Annotated in this window: 19 protein-coding genes; 11 read left to right on the forward strand and 8 right to left on the reverse strand. The window is 57.3% G+C overall.

All coding sequences use genetic code 11. The features are described 5' to 3' along the window. Nucleotides 1-9: 9 nt before the first annotated feature. Genes ACQR35_RS03305 through ACQR35_RS03325 form a run of 5 tightly spaced genes read right to left on the reverse strand, consistent with a single transcriptional unit; the run spans nt 10 to nt 5,435 of the window. Nucleotides 10-1,302, reverse strand: a complete 1,293-nt coding sequence (locus ACQR35_RS03305) for a DUF58 domain-containing protein (RefSeq protein ID WP_430269182.1) — start codon at nt 1,300-1,302, stop codon at nt 10-12. Continuing rightward, a complete protein-coding gene (locus ACQR35_RS03310; RefSeq protein WP_430269183.1) occupies nt 1,302-2,288 on the reverse strand; it encodes an AAA family ATPase in 987 nt (328 codons plus the stop codon). Before ACQR35_RS03310 ends, ACQR35_RS03305 begins: the two co-directional genes overlap by 1 nt. Then, nucleotides 2,285-3,478 carry a DUF4350 domain-containing protein gene (locus tag ACQR35_RS03315; protein WP_430269184.1) on the reverse strand — a complete coding sequence of 398 codons (1,194 nt, stop codon included), beginning with the start codon at nt 3,476-3,478 and terminating at the stop codon, nt 2,285-2,287. Before ACQR35_RS03315 ends, ACQR35_RS03310 begins: the two co-directional genes overlap by 4 nt. Then, entirely contained in the window at nt 3,475-4,173 is a 699-nt protein-coding gene (locus ACQR35_RS03320; protein ID WP_430269185.1) for a DUF4129 domain-containing protein, read from the reverse strand. The genes ACQR35_RS03315 and ACQR35_RS03320 overlap by 4 nt, the downstream gene beginning before the upstream one ends. Next, complete coding sequence (locus ACQR35_RS03325; protein WP_430269186.1) at nt 4,170-5,435, reverse strand: hypothetical protein; 1,266 nt, start codon at nt 5,433-5,435, stop codon at nt 4,170-4,172. The genes ACQR35_RS03320 and ACQR35_RS03325 overlap by 4 nt, the downstream gene beginning before the upstream one ends. A 201-nt stretch (nt 5,436-5,636) precedes the next feature. Between ACQR35_RS03325 and mtrA the strand changes: the two genes are divergently transcribed. From mtrA to secA, 7 genes are all read left to right on the forward strand, one after another. After that, complete coding sequence (gene mtrA, locus ACQR35_RS03330) at nt 5,637-6,311, forward strand: MtrAB system response regulator MtrA (protein WP_430266595.1); 675 nt, start codon at nt 5,637-5,639, stop codon at nt 6,309-6,311. Nucleotides 6,312-6,411: 100 nt separating this feature from the next. Beyond that, complete coding sequence (mtrB, locus tag ACQR35_RS03335) at nt 6,412-8,148, forward strand: MtrAB system histidine kinase MtrB (protein WP_430269187.1); 1,737 nt, start codon at nt 6,412-6,414, stop codon at nt 8,146-8,148. Further along, entirely contained in the window at nt 8,141-9,856 is a 1,716-nt protein-coding gene (locus ACQR35_RS03340; protein ID WP_430266597.1) for an LpqB family beta-propeller domain-containing protein, read from the forward strand. The genes mtrB and ACQR35_RS03340 overlap by 8 nt, the downstream gene beginning before the upstream one ends. Before the next feature lie 228 nt (nt 9,857-10,084). Further along, the gene (locus ACQR35_RS03345; protein ID WP_430269188.1) at nt 10,085-10,720 is read left to right on the forward strand and encodes a ComF family protein; all 636 of its coding nucleotides are present in this window, start codon (nt 10,085-10,087) and stop codon (nt 10,718-10,720) included. Between the two features lie 184 nt (nt 10,721-10,904). Then, nucleotides 10,905-11,627: a ribosome hibernation-promoting factor, HPF/YfiA family gene (hpf, locus tag ACQR35_RS03350; RefSeq protein ID WP_430266599.1), complete on the forward strand. Its 723-nt coding sequence runs from the start codon at nt 10,905-10,907 to the stop codon at nt 11,625-11,627. Nucleotides 11,628-11,720: 93 nt separating this feature from the next. Continuing rightward, nucleotides 11,721-12,935, forward strand: coding sequence for a winged helix-turn-helix domain-containing protein (locus ACQR35_RS03355; RefSeq protein WP_430266728.1), 1,215 nt, complete (start codon nt 11,721-11,723; stop codon nt 12,933-12,935). A 103-nt stretch (nt 12,936-13,038) separates the two neighbouring features. Beyond that, nucleotides 13,039-15,771 carry a preprotein translocase subunit SecA gene (secA, locus tag ACQR35_RS03360; RefSeq protein ID WP_430269189.1) on the forward strand — a complete coding sequence of 911 codons (2,733 nt, stop codon included), beginning with the start codon at nt 13,039-13,041 and terminating at the stop codon, nt 15,769-15,771. Nucleotides 15,772-15,847: 76 nt separating this feature from the next. On the opposite strand, the gene ACQR35_RS03365 is transcribed toward secA, so the two are convergent. Together ACQR35_RS03365 and ACQR35_RS03370 are read right to left on the reverse strand one after the other, a co-directional pair. Continuing rightward, the gene (locus tag ACQR35_RS03365) at nt 15,848-16,333 is read right to left on the reverse strand and encodes an Rv3235 family protein (protein WP_430266601.1); all 486 of its coding nucleotides are present in this window, start codon (nt 16,331-16,333) and stop codon (nt 15,848-15,850) included. A 58-nt stretch (nt 16,334-16,391) separates the two neighbouring features. Then, a complete protein-coding gene (locus tag ACQR35_RS03370) occupies nt 16,392-17,321 on the reverse strand; it encodes a LysM peptidoglycan-binding domain-containing protein (protein WP_430269190.1) in 930 nt (309 codons plus the stop codon). Between the two features lie 329 nt (nt 17,322-17,650). Here ACQR35_RS03370 and ACQR35_RS03375 point away from each other — a divergent pair, with 329 nt between their 5' ends. Next, on the forward strand, nt 17,651-18,217 hold the full coding sequence (locus tag ACQR35_RS03375; RefSeq protein ID WP_430269191.1) for a hypothetical protein: 567 nt from the start codon (nt 17,651-17,653) through the stop codon (nt 18,215-18,217). 35 nt (nt 18,218-18,252) lie between these two features. On the opposite strand, the gene ACQR35_RS03380 is transcribed toward ACQR35_RS03375, so the two are convergent. Beyond that, nucleotides 18,253-18,483 (reverse strand): helix-turn-helix domain-containing protein, encoded by a 231-nt coding sequence (locus ACQR35_RS03380; protein WP_430266604.1) that lies wholly within the window; start codon nt 18,481-18,483, stop codon nt 18,253-18,255. 158 nt (nt 18,484-18,641) lie between these two features. Between ACQR35_RS03380 and ACQR35_RS03385 the strand changes: the two genes are divergently transcribed. Genes ACQR35_RS03385 through ACQR35_RS03395 form a run of 3 tightly spaced genes read left to right on the forward strand, consistent with a single transcriptional unit; the run spans nt 18,642 to nt 25,520 of the window. Beyond that, a complete protein-coding gene (locus ACQR35_RS03385) occupies nt 18,642-19,286 on the forward strand; it encodes a hypothetical protein (protein WP_430269192.1) in 645 nt (214 codons plus the stop codon). Beyond that, on the forward strand, nt 19,283-20,608 hold the full coding sequence (locus ACQR35_RS03390; protein WP_430269193.1) for an AAA family ATPase: 1,326 nt from the start codon (nt 19,283-19,285) through the stop codon (nt 20,606-20,608). The genes ACQR35_RS03385 and ACQR35_RS03390 overlap by 4 nt, the downstream gene beginning before the upstream one ends. Before the next feature lie 58 nt (nt 20,609-20,666). After that, nucleotides 20,667-25,520 (forward strand): NAD-glutamate dehydrogenase, encoded by a 4,854-nt coding sequence (locus tag ACQR35_RS03395; RefSeq protein WP_430269194.1) that lies wholly within the window; start codon nt 20,667-20,669, stop codon nt 25,518-25,520. The last annotated feature ends 5 nt before the right edge of the window (nt 25,521-25,525 follow it).

Raw genomic sequence — 25,525 nt, forward strand, 5'->3', positions numbered from 1 at the left:
CATCCCTTGCTACAGACGCCCGGCCGCTTTGAGCCGGATATAGGCGTCGGCGAGTAAGGGCGGTAATGCCAACGGTGCAGCGTCCACTACCTCGGCCCCCATCTGCCGCAATTGCCTGCTGATTGCTTCCCGCTCAAGGAGGGCGCGCTCTGCCGCCGCTGCCCGATACGTCTGGGTCGCCGTCGTCCGTTCTGTGAGCAGCGCATCTAAAGCTGGATCACGAACACTTGCCACCACCACAACGTGGTCTTGGGCGAGTTGCTGGACTATGGGCAGCAGTCCTTCTTCAGGGGCTCCAGAATCCAAGGCCGTGAGCAAAACCACCAAGGCCCGGTGGGAAGATATGGCGCGTACTTGTTGAGGAATTTGGCTGAAATCCAGCTCGATGAGGGCTGGCTCCAAGGTAGCCATGGATTGGACCAAGTTGTTCAGCAGCATACCCTTGGCGGTGCTTCCGGTGCGCGCCCGGACGCGTCGATCGAAAGCCACAAAGTCCACTCGGTCTCCACCACGCTCGGCCAAAACTGCTAGCAGGAGCGCCGCCTCAATGCCGGTATCCAAGTGCGGTTCATCATCAATCCGCACTGCGGAGAGCCGCGAAGTATCAAGGACAACGATCACCCGCCGGTCTCGCTCTGGCCGCCACGTCCGGACTACCACGGATTGGCGTCGGGCGGTAGCCCTCCAGTCGATGGACCGCACGTCATCGCCGCGCACATAATCGCGCAGCGAGTCGAATTCGGTGCCGGCTCCGCGGATCTGGACAGCGGCCTTGCCGTCCAGCTCACGCAAACGCTTGAGTTTGGAAGGAAGATGACGTTTGGAATGGAACGGTGGCAGCACCTTGACTGAGCCCGGAGCTGAAAACGTTCGCTGACGCGCCCCGAGCCCAAGAGGTCCGAAGGCCCGCACCGACAGGTTCGCCGTGCGTAGCTCGCCACGGCGCGTTGGCAACAAGGTGGTGCTGACTTTGCGTTGCTCTGAAGGTGGAATATCCAAAGCCTGGCGTGCTTTTTGGGCTCCCGCCGAAGGCTGCCATGCATCTCTCATTTCGCCCTTGAGACGGCGCGACGAATCGTTGCTGACTAGAACTTCACTCGTGCAGGGCTCCCCGAGCCGGACGTTCTGGGGAAGCATACGGCGGAACTGAAGTTTCTTCAGCGGGGCGGCCAGCGCAACGTCTAAAAATACCAGCAGCACTAGCGCGGCCAGGGCCAGGAGCACTGTGGACCACGATGGGAACAGCATCAAAAGAACCAGCACAACGGCGGCGAGTAGAAGGACCCGCCCGGAAATGGCCATTAGCGCGGGACGGGCACGGTGGCCAGAATGCCGTAGAGCACGTCATCAACGCTGACACCGTCCATTTGTGCTTCGGCTCGCAAACTCACCCGGTGCCGCAGACATGGGACGGTGAGAGCTTTGACGTCGTCTGGGATAACGTAATTCCTCCCGCACAACCATGCCCAAGCCCGTGAGGTGTTCAGAAGAGCTGTGGTGCCACGAGGTGAAACACCCAACTGGAACGACGGCGCAGTACGGGTAGCGCGCACTACGTCAACAATGTAGGCCAAGACTTCGGGCGCAGCACCTACAGCTGCCACAGCAGCTTTAGCCGCGGCTAGATCGTCTGCGCTTGCCACCGGAGTAACACCGGCCCCGGCCAAGTCGCGCGGGTTAAAACCAGTTGCATGGCGGCGAATAATCTCAATCTCGTCATGACGCTCGGGAAGTTGCATGGTCAGTTTGAGCAGGAACCTATCCAATTGGGCCTCAGGAAGGGCATAAGTCCCCTCATACTCCACTGGGTTCTGGGTGGCCGCCGCAATAAACGGATCGGGCAGGGCACGCGAGACACCGTCCACTGACACTTGGCGTTCTTCCATGGCTTCCAGTAGGGACGCCTGAGTTTTGGGAGGTGTCCGGTTGATCTCGTCAGCGAGCAAAATGTTCGTGAAGACAGGGCCCTCGCGGAAGGTGAACTCGGAGGTGTGGGCATCGTAGACCAGTGACCCAGTAATGTCACCGGGCATCAAATCGGGTGTGAACTGGACTCGTTTAGTGTCCAGACTCAAGGCCGCTGATAGGGAGCGGACAAGAAGTGTTTTTGCAACGCCCGGGACTCCTTCCAGCAGCACGTGACCGCCGGCAAGCAGAGCAATGAGCAGGCCGGTCACAGCGGAGTCTTGCCCTACAACGGCTTTACCAACTTCAGCACGAACACGGTTCAACGCTTCGAGCGCGGGATGAGGACCACCGGGAAATTCGGTGGATGGGGTAGTAGTCATCGTGACAGTACTTCCTTCTCTAGTGCGTTGAGTTCTTGCGCCCAGCGGGTTAAATCCGCATCCGTGGCGGGTCTGTAGGAAGTCAAAAGATGGCTAACATCGGTCTCAGGACGCCCCAGATGCCGGGAAACTGCTTCCACTACGCTCGCCACTGGGGCATGTGGACCCAGATGCAATTGGGAGGCCAGGCGGGAGAGTGTGCCTGAACGCAAGTTACTAGCGGCGCGGTCAAGAGAGTTCGACTGCTGATAAAGCCGGGCCCGGCCGTCCACCGTTTCGGAGGATTTCACCACCACTGGCAAGGGCTCTAAAGCGAGTGGACCGAGGCGCCGGCCTCGCCACAGCATGGCTAGCACCCCTAAGAACATCACCCAGAATCCCACCAGGTTTACCCAATCAGGCATCAGCTCGGTGACCGTTTTCGGTTTGCTGGTGTGGGTAACGTCAGAGAAGTCTGGTGTTACCCACACGAGTTTTTCGGTGCTTCCAAGCGAGTTAATCACTAAGGATGCGTTGCCACCCTGAGCTAAAAACTCGTTCATCAGGATTTCTTTGCTGCCCAGTACTGTGACTTGGCCATCCTTGGACGTTGCGTACATTCCGGTTGCGGATCCGCTGTCCTCGCTGCTGTTGTGTGGGCTGCTGTCGGCGCTACCGTAGCAAGCAGTGGCAGAGCGGTAGATACGTACGCGGTGCACCTGTACGTTCCCTGCCCGCTGTGGGATCTCAGCGCTGCACCGTGGATTAAGACTCCCGTGCGGCACTTCGAGAACACCGGCTTGGAATATCTCAGGAGCGAGGACTTTCAAGGATGCGAGGCTCGGAGTGACCACCACGATCTTGCCCCTTCGTGAGGCCAGTGCGAGCAATTGATCTTTGTCCAGGTAGCTGCGCGGGTCGTACAAAAAAGTCGTGGACTCTTGGCTAGCGGAGTCCAGTTCTACGAGGGCTTTTTTGAACGAATCGGGTCCCTTGACGTCCACCTGGTGTTTCTTCAAGACTTCCCCCAGTGCCATTGCACCGTTCGGTTTGGGGTTCTTGAGTGATAGATCGCTGGCATCAGGTGTGGGGCTTGTGGCGATAACAAAGAATATGATCGCAGCCCCGAGGAGAAATCCACTAATGATGATCCAGAGCAGGTGACGGCGGACCCAGGCAAGAGCTTTGGAGAAGGGGCTGCTTATGCTCATTGAGGCACCGCCGGTAGCGCGGAGGTATTTTTGTGGCGCTCTGGCTTGAGTGCTCGAAGCCTAGACTCGAGGCCGCTGAGCTGTTGAACCTGAACTGGGGTGACACTGTGTTGGCCATAAACGATCGCTGAAAAAATCACTGAGGCACGGTGAAGCTCAGCCTGTTCGGAAACGAAGGACTTGCCAATCTCGGCCGCCGCTTCGCTTGCTGTACGCCCAGCCTTCGCATCGATAACGGTGCGTTCTTCGGCGGTTTTGACCGCGGCGCGGAACCAAGCAATTGCGGCGGCGCTGAGCTCCCCGGCCCTTTGGGCAAGCTCGGCTTCGGACCGGAAGTCGGCAGCAGATTTGGTGTTGTCCTCCTCGAAAACCAAGCCCTGTTTCGGTGCCTGTGCGTTCAGCCGGGGACGGACAATAAATATTGCTGCCACAACCACCACCAACACAGCAACCCCTACCCACACCACGCTGGTTTGGGAGGGAGGGGCGCTGAAATTAACGTCAACTAGATTGCGGAACCAGTTCAACGCATCGTTGAGAAGTTTGCCCAGAAGTGTTGGTTTGGCTTCTTGATAGACACTCCGCGAGAGCTCCTCTTCAGCCCAACGGCGCGCCTCATCTCCTCCCGGAGTAACGGGAGGTTCAGCGAAAAACCGCTGTTGCAGAAGCGTCACTGCAAAACGAATGAACGTCATATGGCTCGGTACGTTCCCAGCACGTTAGCGCTGCCGCCCGGGACGCCACCGTTGTCGATTTCATTGCTTTCGTTCAAACGCATGAGTTCCACGTCCAGACCGTCCCGACGCATCCTCAGGTCTAGATACATCAGCGCGATCACGCTTGCTTGGAGGGCAAAGCCAAATGCACTCACAAAACACGTCAGAACAACAGTCGCAGCCATGGCAATCAAATATCCACCGAGGTAGTCGCCGGGGCTCTGACGCGGTGCAAAGGTACTGAAGATCAAAGTCGATCCGGTACTGATGGCGAACGAGACGATGTTCGTAGAAACGCCCACGATGAGTCCCGTCAGGAGATTGATCCCCAAAATTCGCCACCAATTATGTGTGGTCAAAGTCCATGATCTTTTGATCGAGGCGAAGATCCCCAGCCGCTCCACCACAATGATGGACGGCACTAGCGAAATCTTGATGTAGATCCATAAGAATCCAACGAATACTCCACTCATCCCCAAAAGGTTCAGCGGGAGGGACCATTGCCAGTCCACGTTGGCAGTCAAAACCAAAATCCCTACAGCTAGGCCAAACCACACGGATCCAGCCAGTACTGTCAGCACAGCAAAACCAACCACGGCCCAGATCCTGCCTCGGGCACCTCGCCACATTTGGGCTAGAGAAGTTTTCCGATTAAGTGCAGCGCGTGAAACCGGTATAGAAACAGCGCCCTGCAGGAGCACCGAACAAAGGCCAACCACGGCAGCTAAAAGAACCATCCCACTGATGACCGCAAGGCCAAACGCTGCCACTTCGGGAGGTAGCCCGCGAGCGGAGCTCATACTGGAATCTAGGCCGACACCGATACTTGTGGCATAAGAAGCGGTGCCAGCAATAATGAGCCCGATCAATGTGTAGAGGATCAGGGACGAGCCAAGAATTGCACCGGGAGTTCGGCGTAGAACGGAGAAGGCCCCACTGAGGATGTCAGCTAGTCCTAAAGGACGGAGCGGAATTGCGACTGGCTTCGGGGGCAGGACATAGCCATTGGCGAAATTCGGATTGTAGAAACCAGCTTGCTGGTTGTAACCATTAGCCGGTTGTAGGTACTGCCGCTGTTGGTACGCCTGTTGTTCATACGGGGCTGCTTGATACCGCGGCGACCCATACGGTGGCATCTCTTGGGCCGGAGGATACGGCGGCGGAGGATGCAGCGGCGGAGCTGGCGGTGTAGGCGCCCCGGTATTCTCGGACGGCTCCGGAGATACCCACGGATTGCTCACACGATTCCTTCCCCCACCCCGGTCAACGGTGCCACGTGATGGGTGGCACTCGCGATCGCCGGGGACCTTGTGTTCTCAGACAGCCTATAGGCGCTGATCGCTGCGCCGCTAGGCATGTAGAGGGGAAGTTCTCCCCGCTCAGAGCAGCGCCCCTCGGCCAGTCAACGGGACAAAGCTGTGTCAATAAGGGAACATAGACGTATGAAGGCACGCATTCTGGTAGTGGACGACGACGAAGCTCTTGCCGAGATGATTGGCATCGTTTTGCGCAACGACGGTTTCGATCCGGTGTTTTGCGCTGATGGTGGCCGGGCTCTCGAGATTTTCCGTGCGTCCAAGCCTGATTTAGTCCTCTTGGACATTATGTTGCCCGGCTCTGACGGCATTGAAGTGTGCCGGCAGATCCGTGGTGAGTCCGATGTTCCTATTGTGATGTTGACGGCTAAGTCGGACACCTCCGATGTTGTGCGTGGCCTTGAATCAGGCGCTGACGATTACGTCCCCAAGCCCTTTAAACCAGCCGAACTCGTGGCACGTGTTCGAGCGCGGCTACGCCCGGGCGATCAAAAAGCGCCAGAGACTCTTCGCATTGCTGACGTCACTATCGACGTGGCCGGTCACATGGTCAGTCGCGGCGACGAACGAATTTCCCTCACACCACTCGAATTCGACTTGCTCGTGGCGTTGGCTCGGAAGCCGTGGCAGGTGTTCACCCGCGAGCTCCTTTTGGAACAGGTGTGGGGTTACCGTCATGCCGCTGACACACGACTAGTAAATGTTCATGTGCAGCGCCTTCGCTCCAAGATTGAGCGGGATCCGGAAGCCCCTGAAGTAGTTTTGACGGTCCGCGGTGTCGGATATAAAGCAGGTTCCTGAGTCAGCGGTGCCGCCTTCATCTGACGATGCGCCGGACCCAGAACTTACTCCCGATCAAAGTCCTGTACACCCAAATATCAGAGGGGTAAAAGGCGCCTCTTTGCGTGCCCGGATTTATGCTCGGCGCGCCCAAATCATCTTTGTTCGCTTGGCTCGCTTTGTTCTGCACGCACTCTCGCGGATCATCCCATCGTTGGACACTGCACGGAGGGCTGTAGCGCGACGTTGGCGCAGATCCATGCAATTCCGAACTGTTCTGGTGACGTTGCTGCTTGCTGGCTTGGCGTTTTTTGGTGTGGGCGCATACTTGTCCAATCAGATCGCTAACAACCTCTTCCAGGAACGCTTACGCCAAGCTGAGATAGACACGCGCACCTCGGTCAAGGAAGTCCAAGACACCTTCGACGGCGCCCAAGTCACTGACCGTGCCAGTGTCCAAAAACTCGTCATTGACACCCTTGATGTATTGGAGGGCAAAGGCACAGAAATTCAGCGCCGCTTTGTGTTTTTGGCCCTCCCGGATCAAACCCAACCACGCAACAAATGGGTAGATTCTCGCTCCTCGTACCAGACCGGGATTTCCGTCATTCCGGAGAGCTTGCGCGCAGCTGTTCAAAAGTCTGGCAAGGACCAGTACTGGGCTTCTATTAGCCTGCCGGTCCAGAGCGAAAACCACCCTGCCATAGTGATGGGCAACAAAGTTCTTTTCAACGGCACTGTGTACGAGTTGTACTTGATCTACGACGTCAACTCGGCTCAAACCACGCTCAACGACATCCAAAACGTCCTTCTGGCTGGTGCAGCGGTTTTGGTGCTTTTGATTGGTGCTGTGGCATGGTTCGTCACTCGAAGTGTGGTCAGCCCCGTCAGTCACGCGGCCTTAGTTTCGGAGAAGCTTGCTGCCGGACAACTCCAAGAACGTATGACAGTTAAGGGTGAAGACGAGGTAGCCCGTTTGGGGGCTTCGTTCAACCACATGGCTGCGAGCCTTCAAGAGCAGATCACCCAGCTGGCTACCCTTTCCCAAATGCAGCAGCGCTTTGTCTCGGATGTGTCCCATGAGCTGCGCACTCCGCTGACCACAGTACGGATGGCAGCCGAGGTGCTGTACAGCGCTCGCGATGACTTTGACGCAGTTAACAAGCGTTCCGCTGAGTTGCTTTATAACCAAGTCGAGCGTTTTCAATCGCTGCTAGCTGACTTGTTGGAAATCTCTCGCTTTGATGCTGGTGCGGCCACACTTGATGCTGAACCTCGCGACATTTTCCAAGTGCTGGACAAGGTTATTGAGAGCGCTGCACCGGTGGCAAAACAATACGGTTCAGAAATTCGGATGACCACAAGCCAAAAAACCATCGTGGTCGAGATGGACGCCAAACGTATTGAGCGTATCCTCCGCAACTTGCTCCTCAACGCTGTTGAGCATGGCGAAGGAAAGCCGATTGAAGTTATGGTCGCTTCTAACGCTGATGCCGTCGCCGTTGCTGTACGAGATCACGGAATTGGGCTCAGCAAAGCAGACGCCGACCGCGTTTTTGACCGTTTTTGGCGCGCGGATCCCGCACGAACACGCTCAACTGGTGGCAGCGGTCTAGGTCTCTCCATCGCCATGGAGGACGCCAAACTTCACCAAGGCTGGCTGGAAGCCAGAGGTGAAAAGGGCAAAGGTTCTACGTTCCGGCTCACCATCCCACTTGAAGCCGGCGGAGAGATCATTAAGTCGCCGGTGCCCATGGAACAAAACTATTTGTCCATCCCGGCGGGTGCCGCTGACCGGCACGACGTTGTGCCAAGCTTCGAAGATCACATGGCCACGAGGGAGCAGAACGATGAATAGGCGCAGCGAGCGGCGCCGGTGGGCCGTCGCCGTCGTAATCATGGCTCTATTTTTGAGTGGTTGCGCCCAAATCCCTAGTTCTGGCCCGGTGACCAAAAGCCAAGACGAAAGCAGCGGGCAGCTCTCCGATGCCACTGTTTATTACCCTTCAGGGCCACGTACAGGGTCAAGCCCACAAGGCATCGTTGAAGATTTCTACAATGCAGGGAATTCGCACCAAGATGACTATGCGGTAGCTCGGCAATTCCTGACTCAATCTACGTCAGTCTCGTGGAAACCGGACCAGCGCACATTGGTCTACCGCTCCGCCAAGGTGGTCCCCGGCGGGAAAGCCAACGACTTCAACTATCAACTAGATGTTGCGTATTCGGTTGACTCAGAGGGAATCGCCACTCAGTTCCCCTCCGGCACGATTGAAAGTGTCCCGGTCACCTTGGCTCAGGTGGATGGACAATGGCGAATCTCCCAAGTCCAAGATGGCACCATCATTCCCGAAGAGATTTACCGTGGGCTCTACCAGCCTTACACCATCTACTTCTATGACCCGAGCTTCCAATACGCTGTTCCAGACGTCCGTTGGTTTATCAACCGTGCCTCTGTCACTAAGTCGATTGTCAGCGCACTCCTTGCTGGCCCGGCGCCGTACCTCAAAGATGCTGTGGTGAGCGCATTCCCTTCCGGAACTCAGCTAGCGCGGGAATCAGTACCTGTAGTGTCCGGGGCCGCGCAGGTTGACCTGACAGAGGATCTCTTAGAGACCTCGGTGGAGGACCGTCAGCGGATGCTGAACCAACTCACGCTCTCCTTCCGGGGACAATCAACAGTGGTCAGCGTCCAATTACGTGCGGGCCAAAACGAATTGCATCTCGAAGACGCTGGCACCGTCTCGCCTCCGATTGTGGACAAAAACGTACCGTCATGGCAGATAGCCGTCGCCAACCACGAGCTGGTGAAGTACGAGAACAACAAGACTGAACGCATCACCGGTCTGAAGGACACCTCAGCGCTTGGGCCGCGGTATCCGGCAGCGGCGCCAGCCTCGGCGTCGTACGCTTTTTTGAACGATCAGCGCACCACGATGTACACCATCGTCCCGGGGCAATCGGCTCGAGCCGTCACCACCAGGAGCCGCTTGTCGCGGCCAAGTTTCGATCCCCAGAACTGGGTGTGGACGGCAGGACCTGGCGGCACCGGCGCCGAAGAGATTGTGGCGTACCGTCCGGACGGTGTTCGCGAAGGTGCCACCATGCCCAGCGTGATCCTGACCCCGAGTTGGCTTGCCGGCCGGGCGGTCAAGGAGTTCCAAGTTTCACGGGACGGCACACGCGCTCTAGTCATTTCTTCAGCGAACGGCAGCACTGCTGTCCAGCTGGTTGGAATCGTCCGCAGCAGCGATGGCACCCCGCGCGAACTGACCTCACCTATGACCTTGCCATCAACATCCTCGCCCGATCAAGGCGTGTGGGTTAGTGATTCCACGGTTGCAGTAATGGCCACTTCAGCTACCGCCTCGGTGACCCCCGAGCTGCTGACGCTCCGTTCGGGCCAAGCGCAGAACCTCCCGGCGCTGCAAGGTTTGCTGGCACTGAGCGCAGGCAACGGAGTTCAAGACCTGTATGCCCGTACTAAGGACGGCATTTTGCAGCGGGTGGGTAACAGCTGGGCTCAACAAACCACGGGCGTCCTGGACCCTAAATTCCCTGGCTAAAATTCAGTGCAGTTTTCCACATATGGGCATATTTGAGCCTCGCGTAGCGGCCGGATAGCGCATGCTCGAGCTATGGGAGCTCATAAAGTCCAGACGCTGAGCGGAAGAATCACTGCCTCTGCAACGGACGTCTTGAATCTGCTATTACCGGCTCAGTGCGTGCATTGTGGGCTCGAAGACACCATTTTGTGTCAACAGTGCGCGGCTCAGCTACGCGCTCAATGCCGAGTGCCTTTTCGTGCGGAGAGTGGTGCGCCAGCTCTGACCGAGTTCGACGGCACCGTGTTGCTGCCAGCAGTGGCCGCAGGTGTGTATCGGGACGAGTTATCCCAAGTGATTTTGGCCTACAAACACCTAGGTAGCGCTGGACTACTGCGTCCTTTGGCCCTCATACTCGCGCAGACTTTGCGAGTGGCGCTTGCTCCAGGTCCGCCGGTAATCCTTGTTCCGGTTCCCACCTCTTCGGCAGCATTCCGACGGCGGGGATTTAGTCCTGTCCAGGAGATGCTTCGGGCTGTGCAGACCAGTGGGTCGCTGGCGGTCGGTGTGAGCATCGGTGATGTTCTGGCGAAGAAAGCCTCCTGGGGTGCCGCCGGTGGCGGGCAAAAAGGTCTGGGTGCCGGTGAGCGATCAAGACGCGTCAGGCACAGTATGCGTTTGCGCTTGATTGTTCCGCAATGGGGGATAAATATGGCCCGCGCCGCTGTGTGTGGCCGCCGAGTGGTGATTGTGGACGACGTGCTCACCACCGGAGCCACACTCTCCGAAGCTGCCCGTGTGTTGCGGGCAGCCGGTGCCAGTGTAGAAGGAGCAGTAGTACTTGCCGCTTCACGGGCGCCGGCACCTGAAAGTAACGACATCTGAGCAGTGCCAGGAAAAAATAAGTGAAGAAAGGGTGAATAAGCAGGGCTAATGAACTAACGTCAGTTGTGGGTACTAAATCAAGAGATGTACCTTTCGATGGCGGCTCGGAAAGGGGCTCGACTGTCAATACAGATCGGCCCCAGAAGTGCCGCTGTCGTGTCACCGAAGTTATTTGGAGGGCACCATGGAATTCATGATCAGCGGACGGAACCTGACAGTTTCTGAGCGCTTCCGGGATTACGCCGGCGAAAAGATCGCAAAGATCGAGTCACTCGGAGACAAGATTCAACGAGTGGACGCCAAGGTTTCTAAGGAAACTAATGCACGATCCACGGACAACCTCCTGACCGTTGAAGTCACCGTTTTGGGACGCGGACCTGTGATTCGAGCTGAGGCTTCGGCTCCGGACAAGTTTGCCGCTTTTGATTTGGCCTATGCCAAGTTGCTTGAGCGCCTCCGCCGGGCCAAGGACCGTCGCAAGGTCCATCACGGTCGCCATACACCGAAGGCAGTTCGCGAAGCTACGGCCACTCTGGAACCGGCCAGCACCAGCACGCCGCTCTACCTCGAAACTGCTCAGGAAGAGACGTCGGCGCCCACTGAAGAACGCTCGCCGTATGAGATCGAGAACGACATTCCCGCAGGCGATAGTCCCGTCCTCATTCGTCGCAAAGTTTTCCCAGCGGTCAAGATGACCATGGACGAAGCAGTGGACAACATGGAGCTTGTGGGGCACGATTTCTACTTGTTTATCGATAGCGCCAATGACACACCCTCGGTGGTATATCGTCGCCGGGGCTGGACGTACGGAATCATCACGCTTGATCAGAACTGCGAACCGGGCACTGGTCCCGTGGAAGAGCAGATTCATGCGTATCACTCCGATGACCAGGTGGCCAGCGTCTAGGCCTTGAGTGCTTGGCATAACGCCAATGTAATGACTGTATAAAAGCTGATGCGGGTCCAGTGATGGGCCCGCATCAGCTGTGGAAGGACACAAATCTTGGCGCAACTATCACTCGCGCAGGCTCGCAGAATTGCCCTCGGTGCTCAGGGACTCGCGAAGGCCCGCAAGCCTGGGCCGGTTTCGGCGCGGGCGATCAGTGGCGCGTTTGAGCGGATGCAATTGGTGCAGATCGACTCGGTTAATGTGCTGTCCCGCAGCCACTATCTGCCGTTTTTCTCCCGTCTTGGCGACTATGACCGTTCCACCCTCGAGACAATGTCTAATCGATCTCCGCGGCGAATGATGGAGTACTGGGCCCATGAAGCCAGTTACATCCAGCCTCAGCACTTTCATGATTTGCGGGTGTGGCAAAACCGTACGTGGATGGGTGCCAAAAACCTGGACCCTGAGCTTCGTGATCAGCTTGCCGGGCAAATTATGACGGTGCTGTCCACCAGCCGCCCGCTGACCGCCTCCGAGGTGACGGCGCGCATTGACCACAAAGAAGAACGAGAAGACGTTAATTGGGGATGGAATTGGAACTCCGCGAAGCGTGTTCTCGAAGACCTTTTTGAACAAGGAACTATTACATCTGCTGGTCGCACAGATCAGTTTGAGCGCAGATACACTTTGACCCATAAGGCTTATCCTCAAACAGCGCAGTTGGGGGAGGCATCGCGGGAGGAGTCCATGGTTCGTCTGATTAAAGCCTCAGCTCGTGCCCACGGAATCGGCTCCCTTCGTTGCCTAGCCGACTATTTCCGTATGCCACAATCGGCGGCGAGTACCGCCGTCGACCATTTGTTGCGAACTGGCGTCCTAGAAAAGGTTCAGGTGGCTGGCTGGGATCGGGAACTGTATTTACACACTGAGGCCGCTTTACCGCGCCGGGCCACGGGGCGCGCATTGCTGAGCCCTTTTGACCCCGTGGTGTTTGAGCGGCGCCGCCTCGAAGAACTATTCGGTATGCACTACCGCCTGGAGATTTATACACCGGCGCACAAACGACGTTATGGGTACTACGTTTTGCCGTTCTTGTTACGGGACAGCTTTGTTGCCCGGGTGGATCTGAAGGCTGACCGGCAAGCCTCGGCACTTTGGGTACGCGCAAGCCATGCCGAGCCCGGCGCACCGTTGGACACAGCTCAGGAACTGGCCGCGGAACTGCGCTTGATGGCAACTTGGCTCAAGTTGGACACCGTCAGGGTCGACGACGAAGGAGACCTCGGCGCGCAGCTCGCCGACGCGGTGCACACCCTAGAAAATTAGATACGGACTTTCACTCAGAGGGAAAGGCGCGCACGTGGTGTGAGTCTCTCCCGTAGACTGAACACGCCAGATTTCGGCAGCAATGGACTGGGAGCAACGTCACGTGGCATCACTTCTTGAAAAACTTCTTCGCACCGGCGATAAGAAGACCCTGAGGCAACTGCGCAATTATGCAGCTTCAATCAACGCCCTCGAGGACACACTCAAGACGTTCACGGACGCTGAGTTGCGCGAAGAAACTGACCGGCTCAAGCTGCGTCACTCTGACGGCGAAAGCCTGGATGATCTTCTGCCAGAGGCTTTTGCTGCAGTGCGTGAAGCGTCTTCCCGCACCCTAGGTATGCGCCACTTCGACGTTCAGTTGATGGGTGGCGCCGCGCTGCACTTGGGCAACATTGCCGAAATGAAGACTGGTGAAGGTAAAACTTTGGTGGCCACGGCCCCGGCATACCTCAACGCACTAAGTGGCAAAGGCGTGCACGTAGTTACGGTCAACGATTACTTGGCCGAATATCAGTCAGACCTGATGGGGCGCGTCTACCGGTTCCTTGGCCTCAGCAGCGGTTGCATCCTCTCCAACCAGGATCCCGCTGTTCGGCGTGAACAGTACGCCTCTGACATCACCTATGGCACTAACAACGAGTTCGGCTTTGACTACCTGCGAGACAACATGGCGTGGGACAGCACTGAGCTTGTTCAGCGGGGGCACAACTTTGCGATTGTGGATGAAGTTGACTCGATCCTGATCGATGAGGCCCGCACCCCGCTCATCATTTCTGGACCGGCTCAAGGCGACGCGAACCGCTGGTATGGCGAATTCGCCAAGGTTGTTAACCGGCTCAGCGTTGAAACTGACTACGAGGTTGATGAGAAAAAGCGTACCGTCGGTGTGCTGGAGAACGGTATTGAAAAGGTTGAGGATTACCTCGGCATTTCTAACCTGTACGAGTCGGCAAATACTCCGCTGATTGGCTTTTTGAACAACGCCATCAAAGCTAAGGAACTCTTTAAGCGCGACAAGGACTACGTCGTTTTGGACGGCGAAGTCCTCATCGTTGACGAGCACACTGGACGTATTCTGGCTGGCCGCCGGTACAACGAAGGTATGCACCAGGCGATTGAGGCCAAAGAAGGCGTTGAAATCAAGGCCGAGAACCAGACGCTCGCCACCGTAACGCTGCAGAACTACTTCCGCATGTACAACAAGCTCGCAGGTATGACCGGTACTGCCGAGACCGAGGCCGCAGAATTTATGGGCACCTACAAGCTCGGTGTGGTGGCCATTCCCACCAACCGTGAAATGCAGCGTGTGGACCAGCCGGACCTGGTGTTCAAAAACGAGCAGGTTAAGTTTGACGCGGTAGTCCAAGACATCGTCGAACGCCACAAATTGGGCCAGCCGGTCCTTGTTGGTACCACCAGCGTGGAGAAGAGTGAATATCTTTCCCGCCAGTTGGCCAAGGAAGGCGTTAAGCACGAGGTCCTCAACGCTAAGAACCACGCTCGCGAAGCAAGCATTGTTGCCGAGGCTGGACGCAAGGGAGCAGTGACGGTTGCCACCAACATGGCTGGTCGCGGAACCGACATTATGCTCGGTGGTAGCCCGGAGTTCACGGCCGTTGCGGCGCTCAAGGCAAAGGGTCTTGACCCGGTTGATACCCCGGAAGAGTATGAGGCTGCATGGCCGGAAGCCCTCGAAGCTGCCAAAAAGGCTGTTAAGGACGAGCATGAGGAAGTCCTGGGCTTGGGCGGGCTGTATGTTTTGGGTACGGAACGCCATGAGTCTCGCCGGATTGATAACCAGTTGCGTGGACGGTCCGGCCGTCAGGGTGACCCGGGCGAATCTCGCTTCTACCTTTCCTTGACCGATGACTTGATGCGCTTGTTCAACTCCGGTGGCGCTGAGCGGCTGATGGCTTCTTCGCTTCCGGACGATGTCCCGCTCGAGTCGAAGCTGGTTTCGCGTGCTATCGCCTCTGCGCAGGGCCAGGTTGAGGGCCGCAACGCCGAACAGCGTAAAAACGTTTTGAAGTACGACGACGTGTTGAACCGCCAGCGCGAAGCAATCTACGGCGACCGTCGGCGGATTCTTGAGGGCGATGATCTGCACGAAAAGGTCCAGTTCTTCCTGGAAGATACGATCAATGCAGTTATTGACGATTCGACCGCCGAAGGCCATGGCGATGACTGGGACTACGCACAGTTGTGGAGGAACCTCAAAACGCTCTACCCCGTGACCTTGACTTACCATGACGTGATTGACGAGGCCGGAGGAAAGTCTCGCGTTACGAGTGAGTTCTTGAAGGAAGAGATTCTTTCCGATGCTCGCTTGGTCTACCAAGGCCGCGAAAACCAGCTCGGCGAAGCAAGCATGCGCGAGCTTGAGCGTCGTGTGGTGCTGTCCGTGATTGGACGCAAGTGGCAAGAACACTTGTATGAAATGGACTACCTCAAGGAGGGAATCGGTCTGCGAGCTATGGCTCAGCGTGACCCGCTGGTTGAGTACCAGCGTGAAGGTTTCACCATGTTCCAGTCCATGATGGCTGCGATTCGTGAAGAGAGCGTTGGCTTCTTGTTCAACCTTGAAGTTGAGGTTACGCCCGGCGAAGAAGGTTCAGCTGAGGGTGAGGCAAACCATGAGCCACACATTCACGCTACGGGCTTGGAAGCTCCCGCTAAGCCGGCACAGTTGCAGTACACAGCACCCACTGAGGATGGCGATGCGGAAACTCATATTGAGACCGCACGCAATACGGATGCCGCTGATGCTCGCTCAGGTAATCCGGCTAAGGCTGCTGCAGCCAAGGCGAAAAGAAACAACAAGAAGAAGCGCTGATCGCCAGGGATAAGACCCCTCTGGTGAGATTTCATTAGTGCGTTGAACTGACGCGTCGTCCGGTCTGGGCGGCGCGTCAGCCAATTTCTAGAGCTGTAACGCACCAGGACGCTTGGCGTTGTTCTAGCCGCACGGCCACTGCTCGAGCCTTGGTGTCCTCACGGACCAACAAAGCGAGCTCGTAGACGCCCTCGCATACCTGACTGGCATGGACACTACGAACGGCCGGGTTAGCGTGGACTTTACGGCGGTTGCCCGCTGCTTTCTCCGAATTGCGGCTAATGGTGGCGCGTAGCTCGAGCGCTGCGAAGATGTTCGGCTCCAACCAACGTGAGAGCTGACGCGATGGTCGGGTACCGGCCAGGACTTCCATCGCTGCTTGCACTACTGTGCCAGCCGTGTGGCGAACCTCTCTGATCTCTTGGGCTCCAACAACGCTGAGTACCGGTTGTTGCGACGGTGCTGGCGCCATAGCGCTGGCGCGTTTGGCCGTGCCCGCTCGCTTTGCGCTGGGGGCTTTGGGGGAAACGGCGGGAACTTTCTTCAGTGTGCTGATGCTCATGGGACTGCCCTTCAATCTGAGGTGGAATAACGAGTGGTGATGAGTTCGAGTGGAATTCTTAGTGTGCGGGGATCCAAAGCACCGTGCCGGGAAGCAATAGATTGGGGTCCTCGCCCACAACCTCTCGGTTGAGTTGGAACCAGCGGGGCCATTCGGCTGCAATCTCGGCATCGCTAGCACCAGCCGGCAGGTGTCGAGCCGCGAGACTCCACAGACTGTCACCTGCCACGGCGGCTACCGTTCCGGCCCGGCGGCCACCCTTCGCATTCGAAGCGGCACTTGCACTTGAGGTGGGGCTGGCGCTTTCGGCAACTTCCCGCTTCTGCGGTGGTGCTAAGACACCTGCATTTGCGGCCGGTGCACTTGGCGTCCAAGCCCCACGAATCGGCGTCGAGCCGGAAACTGCCTGAGATGTTGCAGCCGATAATGGCGGGTGCGCTGGAGCTGCGCTTGGGGGTGTAGCTGTTGTGCTGCTAGGGATAGCTGTGGCAGTTGCTGCTGGACTTGAAGTAGCAGTGGCATTAGCGGCATTGGCGTTAGCGGTGACAGTAGCGGCCGCGCCGGCCGTGGCTGAGACCGCCGGCACCGGGTGCCACCTTGGGTCAAGGGCAGCGTCTGTGGCTTGTGCCATGGGCGCTGCCAAGAGGTTGATTCCTAAGATCGCAAGTGCCAAGCGGCGCATAAACACTGGTGCAAAGCGTCCAGCTTGTTCAGATGCGCGGTTTTTACCGAGCTTGCCCAACACTGCGGCAATGAGTGCAGCAAGAAGTGAAAGAATCCACCAAAGGACCACTGCCAAGCCAGTAACGGTGGCCAACAAACCAAGCAGACCTTCAAAATCAGGATGCCCGGCCATAAGGTCTTGAACGGCTCCGCGACTAGCGGCGCTACTTCCTATCCAGACCAGGGCAATTCCGAGTATCAAGATGACGGTAGCCATAGCGGCGTCCATAGAAACGCGATGCTGAATGGGCTGGTGTTGGTTCATTACCGGACTCCGATCATGTCATTTGATGTAGTTTGACGAATTTGAATTCAGTTTGACTCATTCCATCGACGTTTGTCTAGAGGATAGATTTTCTTGACGTCAGTTTTTCGCTCATATTTGCGTGCTGGGACTCACCGTCAAGCTAAGAAAAACGCGTTGGCCTGCGTAAACGTGCAGATTCCAGGCCCTGAGGGATGGTTGAGAAATTTCCGGAGATTTTGACGTCAGAAATGCTCACACTAGGGCTGCTCTAGCCGTCCATGGCGCCTTAGAAGCGGGTAAGTCGCGTATGAATTGACCCGGGGAAGGACGCAGCCTACGCTGACGCCATGCGATGGGACGCTCTTTTTGAAGACCTTGAGAATCAGCTGGCAGCAAGTGCTCAGCTGGATCTTGAAGCGGAAATTTCCGAACGCGCTCGCGTGGATGCCTCGGCCGTTGAGCTTATTGATCGCTTGCGCGCTCATGCAGGACACCGAATTTCCATAGCCTTGCGCGGCGGGGCAAAAATCTCCGGCAAGCTCTCGCATGTGGGCCGTGATTGGCTGGTGATGGACGCCGGAGTCCATGAGTATTTGGTGACTTATCCGGCCATCATCACCTATCAGGGTTTGGGGAGGGCCAGCAGCTCTACTGTGACTAAGAGTTGGGCTCGCATTAGCCTTGCCTCGGCGCTGCGGACTATCGGGCGAGACCGCACCGAAGTGCAGCTCCAACTTCTGGACGGCCGCGAAGAATCACAGACGTTGCGAGGCGTTTTGGACCGGGTGGCTGCCGATCACGTTGATCTTGCGGTTCTTGCACCAGGCGAAGTCCGCAGAAGTGCCTCTCTCGAGGCTGTGGTGACTCTGCCGCTGAGCTCAGTGGCAGTAGTGCAGTCATTGCGGATCTATTAGTGGTTCGCGCTACTGCTTGGAAGTAACGTCATTGCTCAAGCGGTGACGTTTTTGCCCTTGCTTTTGGCGTTGGCGGCAGTCATCTGCTCGGTTTCGGCATAGCGCTCGTTGATGTATTCCTCGAGCTTGCTCTGCTCAACACGCCATTGGCCGCGGCCACCCACTTGAATGGCTTTGAGTTCACCACTGCGCACCAAGGCATAGGCCTGTGGAGAGTTGATCTGTAGCTGTTCGGCAACATCGGCCAAAGTCAGGAATCGTGGCATGGCACTATTCTGCCATCCTTGCTGTGTCTTGACGTAGTTATCCACAGTTTGATGCATTTTGACCGTATGACTTTTGGTTATGGGCTTCGGTGGTGAGAATGGTGAACGAGGCGCCGCAGTGGCGCTGGACCTTGGCCACTATGGGGGATGTACCAATGATGAGTTCCACGACCACAAACACTGCTGCGAGGTTGAAGAAGCCGTCGTGGAAGGATCCGCGCCTCTTGGTGGGTATTTTGCTGGTTCTTTGCTCTGTGGCTGGAGTGGTTGCGCTGATAACTTCCATGGATCGCACCACTGAAGTTTTCGTGGCGAACGCACCCATCGCCGTCGGGCAAAAGGTCGACGCCGGCTCCTTGGGGCGTGCCAAAGTCCAGCTAGGTGACACCCAAGACAGCTACATCCTCGCCTCTGACGGTGTTCCGGAGTCCAGCATCGCTACTCGGATGATCCCCAAGGGGCAGCTTCTTCCCAAAGACAGCGTGGGGCATGCTGACGCCTTGGATCGGAAGCCCGTAGCTATCACCATCGATCAGGCTCTTCCCGCCCAAGCAGTGGTGGGCTCACACGTTGATGTGTGGGTGGCCATGCCGGACACACGCAACGGTTACCAGGAACCGCAGTTACTGTTACCTGGTGCTGAGATTGGCGACATTGTGGCTAGCTCACAATCTCTGGGTTCATCCTCGGCGAAGTCGGTGCTTGTTTTAGTGTCCGATGCCCAAATGCCCAAGTTGCTGGGAGCGCAAGCTAACAAGGCAAAGATTTCTGTGGTTTGGGACCCGGCTGGTGGTGTCAAATGAGTATTCCGGTCATCACCGTGGGCAGTACTGAAGAGGACCTTGTGGGCGGGCTTGAGCGTCTCCACGGTCCCGTGACAGTGGTTCGGCGCTGCACCGAACTGGCCGAACTGATTGCTGCGTGCCAAAGCGGGCTCGCCCGCGCTGCGGTTGTAGCTGGAGGCAGCGAAGAACTGACCGCCTCCTTGATTGACCGTTTACATGCAGTGGGTGTCGCCGTGGTTGCCCTTAGCGACGTACCGGAGGAACGGGCCCGTCTGTCATCAATTGGTGTTGGCGTCGCGCCTCTTGCTGTTGAACCGGGTGTGCTCGCAGAAAGACTCTCCGAAGCCGTGCGGCAGCTCAGCGGTAACTCCCGGAGCCGGCCAGAATCGGGTCTTGGGGGATTCAATAGCGCCTATGCGGATCCGTCAGATGCCGCGGTATCCGCACTCGACATTGACCAGCCAACGCCTTTGGCCGAAGGTACTGGCCAAGTTATTGCGGTGTGGGGCCCCGCCGGTGCGCCAGGTCGAACAACTATTGCCGTCAACATGGCTGCCGAGCTCTCTGCCGAGGGTAAAAGTGTCATTCTCATCGACGCTGACAGCTATGGAGCAAGTATCGCCACCATGCTGGGTCTACTGGATGAATCCGCGGCCTTGGCGCATGCCTGCCGCCTAGCGGATCAGGGTGTTCTTGATGATGCAGCTCTCTTGCGGATCGCCATGCCCGTAGTCACCAAGGGCGGAATCATGAGAGTGCTGACGGGAATCACTCGTGCCGATCGGTGGACGGAGCTCAGGGCAGCTGCGTTGGAGCGTGTGATTGAACGATGCAAAGCGAACGCCGAGTACGTAGTCATCGATGCCGGGTTTTGTCTCGAAGCTGACGAAGAGCTGAGTTTTGACACCTTGGCTCCGCGGCGAAATGCGGCCACTCTTCGGAGCTTGGAACTGGCCGACAAAGTGTTCGCGGTTGGATTGGCCAGCCCGATTGGTGTGCCGCGTCTGGTGCGAGCGTTAGCTGAATTGGAGCAGTCAGTTCCCAGCGCAGCTCCGCTTGTGCTGATGAACAATGTGCGTTCAGCGCTGCTTGGGCGTTCGCCGGAGACTCAGTTGCGCGACGCATGGGATAGGTTCGCGCCTGCGTCGTCGATCACGGCGTTTTTGCCCGCTGATCAGGCTGCAACGGACGCAGCGCTTTTGAGCGGCTCGGTGTTATTGGAGGTGGCCCCGGACTCCGATTTGCGTCGAGGAATTGCAGCACTCGTTTGTGCACCTGTCCAGCGGAAGCGAAAATCCTCTGTGTTTTCAACCACGGCGCAACGTCGCGCGAAGCGCTAGGCTCGGCATGTAGCCAGCAATGATGCTGGTCAAAAACCAGTGATGGAGGCGTTTGTCGATGTCGTCGGGATCCAACGAGTCGGATCAGTTCACCCCGGTGGAAAATCAAAATGGTTTTCTCGCCGACTACTACGAGCATCTGGCAGCGGACGACGCTAGCCGCTTCGACAGCGGAACCCTCGCTGCACGGGCCAACGCCCACCGCCAGCTTGCGGAGACGCGCTTGTCCGGCACCGCAAATATAGCCGTGCAGCACGAAGGAGACGCCTCCGTGGTGTACATCGTCACTGACGATATGCCCTTCCTTGTTGACTCAGTCAACGCAGAGTTAGTGCGTCAAAACTCTCCTATTCACCTTGTGGTTCACCCCATGTTTGTAGTCACCCGTGACCGCAACTCCGGTGCCCTCCGTAGCGTGGCCCGGGTGCCTTCGCACGTTGGAACTTCCAGTGGTGACACCGCGGCTCTGCCTAACCTCGCGCATTTAGTAGCCGCGGATGACGAAACCTCGCACATGGAGTCTTGGATCGCCGTCGAGATCGATCGAACCAGCGAAGACCACGCTCAGGAACTTGTGGCCGGACTCGAACGCGTTCTGGGGGATGTCCGGGCTGCCGTTGAAGACTGGCAGAAAATGCGCAGCAAAGCCCTTGAAGTGGCTGACGGTTTGGAAAAGGTTGCGCACTCCCATGGGGTGGAGGATATTCGGCAAACTCAAGATCTCTTGCGCTGGTTAGATGATGGCAACTTCACCTTTTTGGGTTACCGCGACTACGAACTCATCACACAGGACGGCGAAGATGTACTCAAGCTTGGGGATGAATGCGGCCTTGGTCTGCTCCGGGGCCACGAGGATGGCAAGCAGATCCAGCATCTTACGCCGGAAGGCCAACGTCGGGCTCGCGAAAAGCGCGCGCTGGTTATCACCAAGGCGAATTCGCGGTCCACGGTGCACCGCTCTGCTTACTTGGACTACGTAGGCGTCAAGAGTTTTGATTCGGCGGGCAATGTCACCGGCGAACGCCGCTTTATCGGCCTCTTTGCTACAACTGCCTACGCCGGTTCTGTTCAGAACATCCCGATCATCCGGGAAAAGGTGGCTTGGGTTTTGCGTGAGTCTGGGTTCCCGCCGGATTCTCACTCGGGCAAAGACCTCCTGGGCATTATGGAAACTTATCCACGCGATGAGCTGTTCCAAATGGACGCACAAGAGCTGTTCACTACAGCCAGCGCCATCCAGCGCCTTCAAGAGCGTCGGCAAACACGCCTGTTCTTGCGCCCGGACATCTACGGCCGCTTTGTCTCCGCCGTGGTTTATTTGCCACGCGATCGCTACACCACCAACGTCCGTTTGCGGATTGAAAAAGAACTTCGCGAAACTTTCGACGCTAAGTCCATCGACTACGAAGCGCGTATGAGCGAATCAGCGCTGGCTCGGTTGTTCTTCCGCATTCGTTTACCTCGCGACGCAGACCTATCCAACGTTGACGCCAACGCGCTAGAACAGCGTTTGGTTCGTGCTGCCCGCTCATGGTCAGAAGGTATTTCAGAAGTGCTCGGTAACGGACGCACTCACGAAGATGCCGACCAGCTCGCCCGCTTGTGGGCAGAAGCTTTTCCGGCGAGCTACCGGGTGGACTACGAAGTGGAGGATGCACTCGAGGACATCGCTCGCTTTGAAAAGTATGGGGCGAACAGCGAACGCTCTGATGCTGACGCCAGTGGCGGACAGGGCCTGCATGTGTATCGCCCAGCTGGCGCGGGGGAGAGCCTCGAGGAGGACGCGCGCGTCAAGCTTTACATGATGGAACCCCGCAGCCTGAGCCAGATTCTGCCGTTTTTCCATAACTTGGGTCTTGAAGTTCTGGACGAGCGTCCTTTTGAGATTCAGACCAGTGATCAACAGGATTTCTTCCTCTACGATCTTGGTTTGAAGTACCCGGAAGGTATCGATCCCATCGCCACAGGATCGTTGTTGGCTGATTCCTTTGGTGCGGCAATTACCGGTGCCATTGAATCAGACAGCTTTGACCGTTTGGTACTCCGCGAGGGTATGGACTACCGCCAGGTTGTTATTCTGCGAAGCTACGCAAAGTACATGCGGCAAATGGGGAACACTAATTCGTACGGTTTTGTCTCCGACACGCTGTTGACCAACCCGGCTGTCACGCGCGGATTGATAGCGCTCTTCGAAGCCCGCCTTAATCCCGAGATACCGGCTCAAACGCGCGAGGAGCGTGTGGCGACGGTTCGCGCCGAACTTGCTGCCGCCGTCGAACAGGTCCCAACGCTGGACGCCGACCGTGTTCTGCGGACGTTCAGTAACTTGATCGAATCAACGCTGCGGACCAACTACTACCAAAACCGGCCATATTTGAGCGTCAAGCTAGATCCGAGGAACATCGACGGGCTCCCGTTCCCGCGCCCGATGTTCGAAATCTGGGTGTACTCGCCACGTGTTGAAGGTGTGCATTTGCGCTTTGGCAAGGTGGCCCGTGGCGGTTTGCGCTGGTCTGACCGACGCGAAGACTTCCGCACTGAAATCCTTGGCCTAGTCAAAGCTCAGACTGTCAAAAACGCAGTGATTGTCCCAACCGGCGCCAAGGGTGGCTTCTTCGCCAAGCAGTTGCCGGACCCGGCCGCGGACCGTGCAGCCTGGATGGCCGAAGGCGTGGAAAGCTACAAGACCTTTATCCGGGGCCTGTTGGACCTGACTGACAACTTGGTCACCGCTGCTGATGGCCAGACCTTGGTGCCACCGGCTTCAGTGGTACGTCACGACGACGACGATTCTTACCTTGTGGTGGCAGCGGACAAGGGAACAGCTTCCTTCTCCGACATCGCCAACTCGCTCTCCGATGAGTACGGCTTCTGGCTTGGTGATGCCTTCGCGTCCGGCGGCTCGGTGGGCTACGACCACAAAGCGATGGGAATTACCGCCCGTGGTGCATGGGAATCCGTTAAACGGCACTTCTCCGAACTGGATGTAGACACCCAAACTCAAGAGTTCACAGTGGTGGGTGTTGGCGACATGTCAGGTGACGTGTTCGGAAATGGCATGTTGCTCTCCGAACACATTCGTCTAGTGGCGGCATTTGACCACCGGCACGTATTTTTGGATCCGAACCCCAACGCTGCAGCCGCGTTCGCTGAGCGCCGCAGGCTTTTTGACCTGCCGCGTTCGTCGTGGGATGACTACGACCGTTCGCTCATCAGTGAAGGTGGGGGAATTTTCCCGCGCCAGGCCAAGAGTATTCCGATCAGCGAACAGATTCGTGTCGCATTGGGATTGCCCGAGGGCACCGTACGGTTAAGCCCGCCCGAACTGTTGCGAGCCATTCTTTTGGCGCCAGCCGATCTGCTCTACAACGGCGGTATTGGTACCTACGTAAAGGCCTCTATTGAGTCACACGCCGATGTTGGGGACAAGGCTAACGATGCCATTCGGGTGGATGGCCGTGATCTGCGGGTCAAGGTTGTTGGTGAAGGCGGAAACCTTGGTATGACCCAGCGGGGTCGCATCGAGGCAGCGCTCCAAGGAGTGATCCTCAATACGGATGCCATTGACAACTCTGCTGGTGTGGACTGCTCCGACCACGAAGTTAACATCAAAATCTTTGTTGACCGTATGGTGGCGGCCGGCAAACTCGACGCTGGCGAGCGTGCAGAGTTTCTAGCCAGCATGACTGATGAAGTGGGCCGTCTGGTTCTTGAAGACAACATTGACCAGAACATCCTGCTTCTTAATGACCGCACCCGCGTTGCTGAGTGGAGCCCCAGCTACGAGCGCTTGATGGACTGGCTTGAGAAGAATGCCGACCTTAAGCGTGACCTAGAAGCGCTGCCGAGCACCGCGACGTTGCAGATTCGTTTGGAACAGGGACAAGGGCTGACCTCGCCGGAGCTCTCTGTTTTGGCGGCCTACGCCAAAATTGAGCTCGCGGAAGCGTTGATCGACAGCGATGTGAGCGATGATCCGTGGTTCCGGTCCACCTTGCGTAAGTATTTCCCTGCGCAATTGGCTGAACGTTTTGATGCTGATCTGGACAGCCACCCCTTGCGCCGGGAGATCATTTGCACCGTTGTAGCAAACGACATGATCAACATCGGTGGAATCACCTTCGCTTTCCGCACCATGGAAGAAACCAGCGCTACCGAATCCGCAGTGGCAAAAGCATTTGTGGCCTTGCGCGAGATCTATCAGCTCGACGTGATGCTGGCCGAGCTCAACGGCTTGCCAGCCTCTTTCCCAACTGAGCACTGGACTGCCGTGCACTTGGACATGCGCAGGCTTCTAGACCGCGCGGTTCGTTGGCTGGTGGCGGAGGGCAGCACCTCCCGGAGCATTGAAGAAGTCGTCTCCGAGTTCAAGCCCAAGATGTTGCCGTTCCGCGGCCAGCTTTTGGACTATTTGCAAGGGACTGACCGGGAACGCGTCCAGGAGTGGTTTGAACGGGCTAAGGGATGGAACCTTCCTGAAGACTTGGGCCGTCGCTGGGCTGAGCTGTTTGAGAGCTATGCGCTCTTGGACATCGCAAGGATCACTCGTTCGCAGAGTGAACCGGTTGAAGCCGTGGCGCGGGTGTACTACACCGTGTTTGAACGTTTCCACATCGACTCATTGCTTGTACGGATCAGCAACCTTCCCCGCGAAGACCGCTGGCAGGCTTTGGCACGGGCGGCGCTTCGAGACGACTTGTACTCAACGGCTGCTGACATCACCACCTCAGTCCTGGCAGCGAGTGAGGTAGGAGTATCGCCCGCCGAACGCGTTGCGGTGTGGGAAGCCCAAAATGCCGAACAGCTGGGTAGGGCCAAAACAATGTTTGACGAGGTCAATTCACTCGAAGAAGACGATATGGCTTCGCTCTCGGTAGCATTGAGACTTCTGCGTTCAATCGTCCGCCGCTAGCACTG

The organism is Pseudarthrobacter sp. J1738 (assembly GCF_050490315.1).
Taxonomy (GTDB): Bacteria; Actinomycetota; Actinomycetes; order Actinomycetales; family Micrococcaceae; genus JBNPEO01.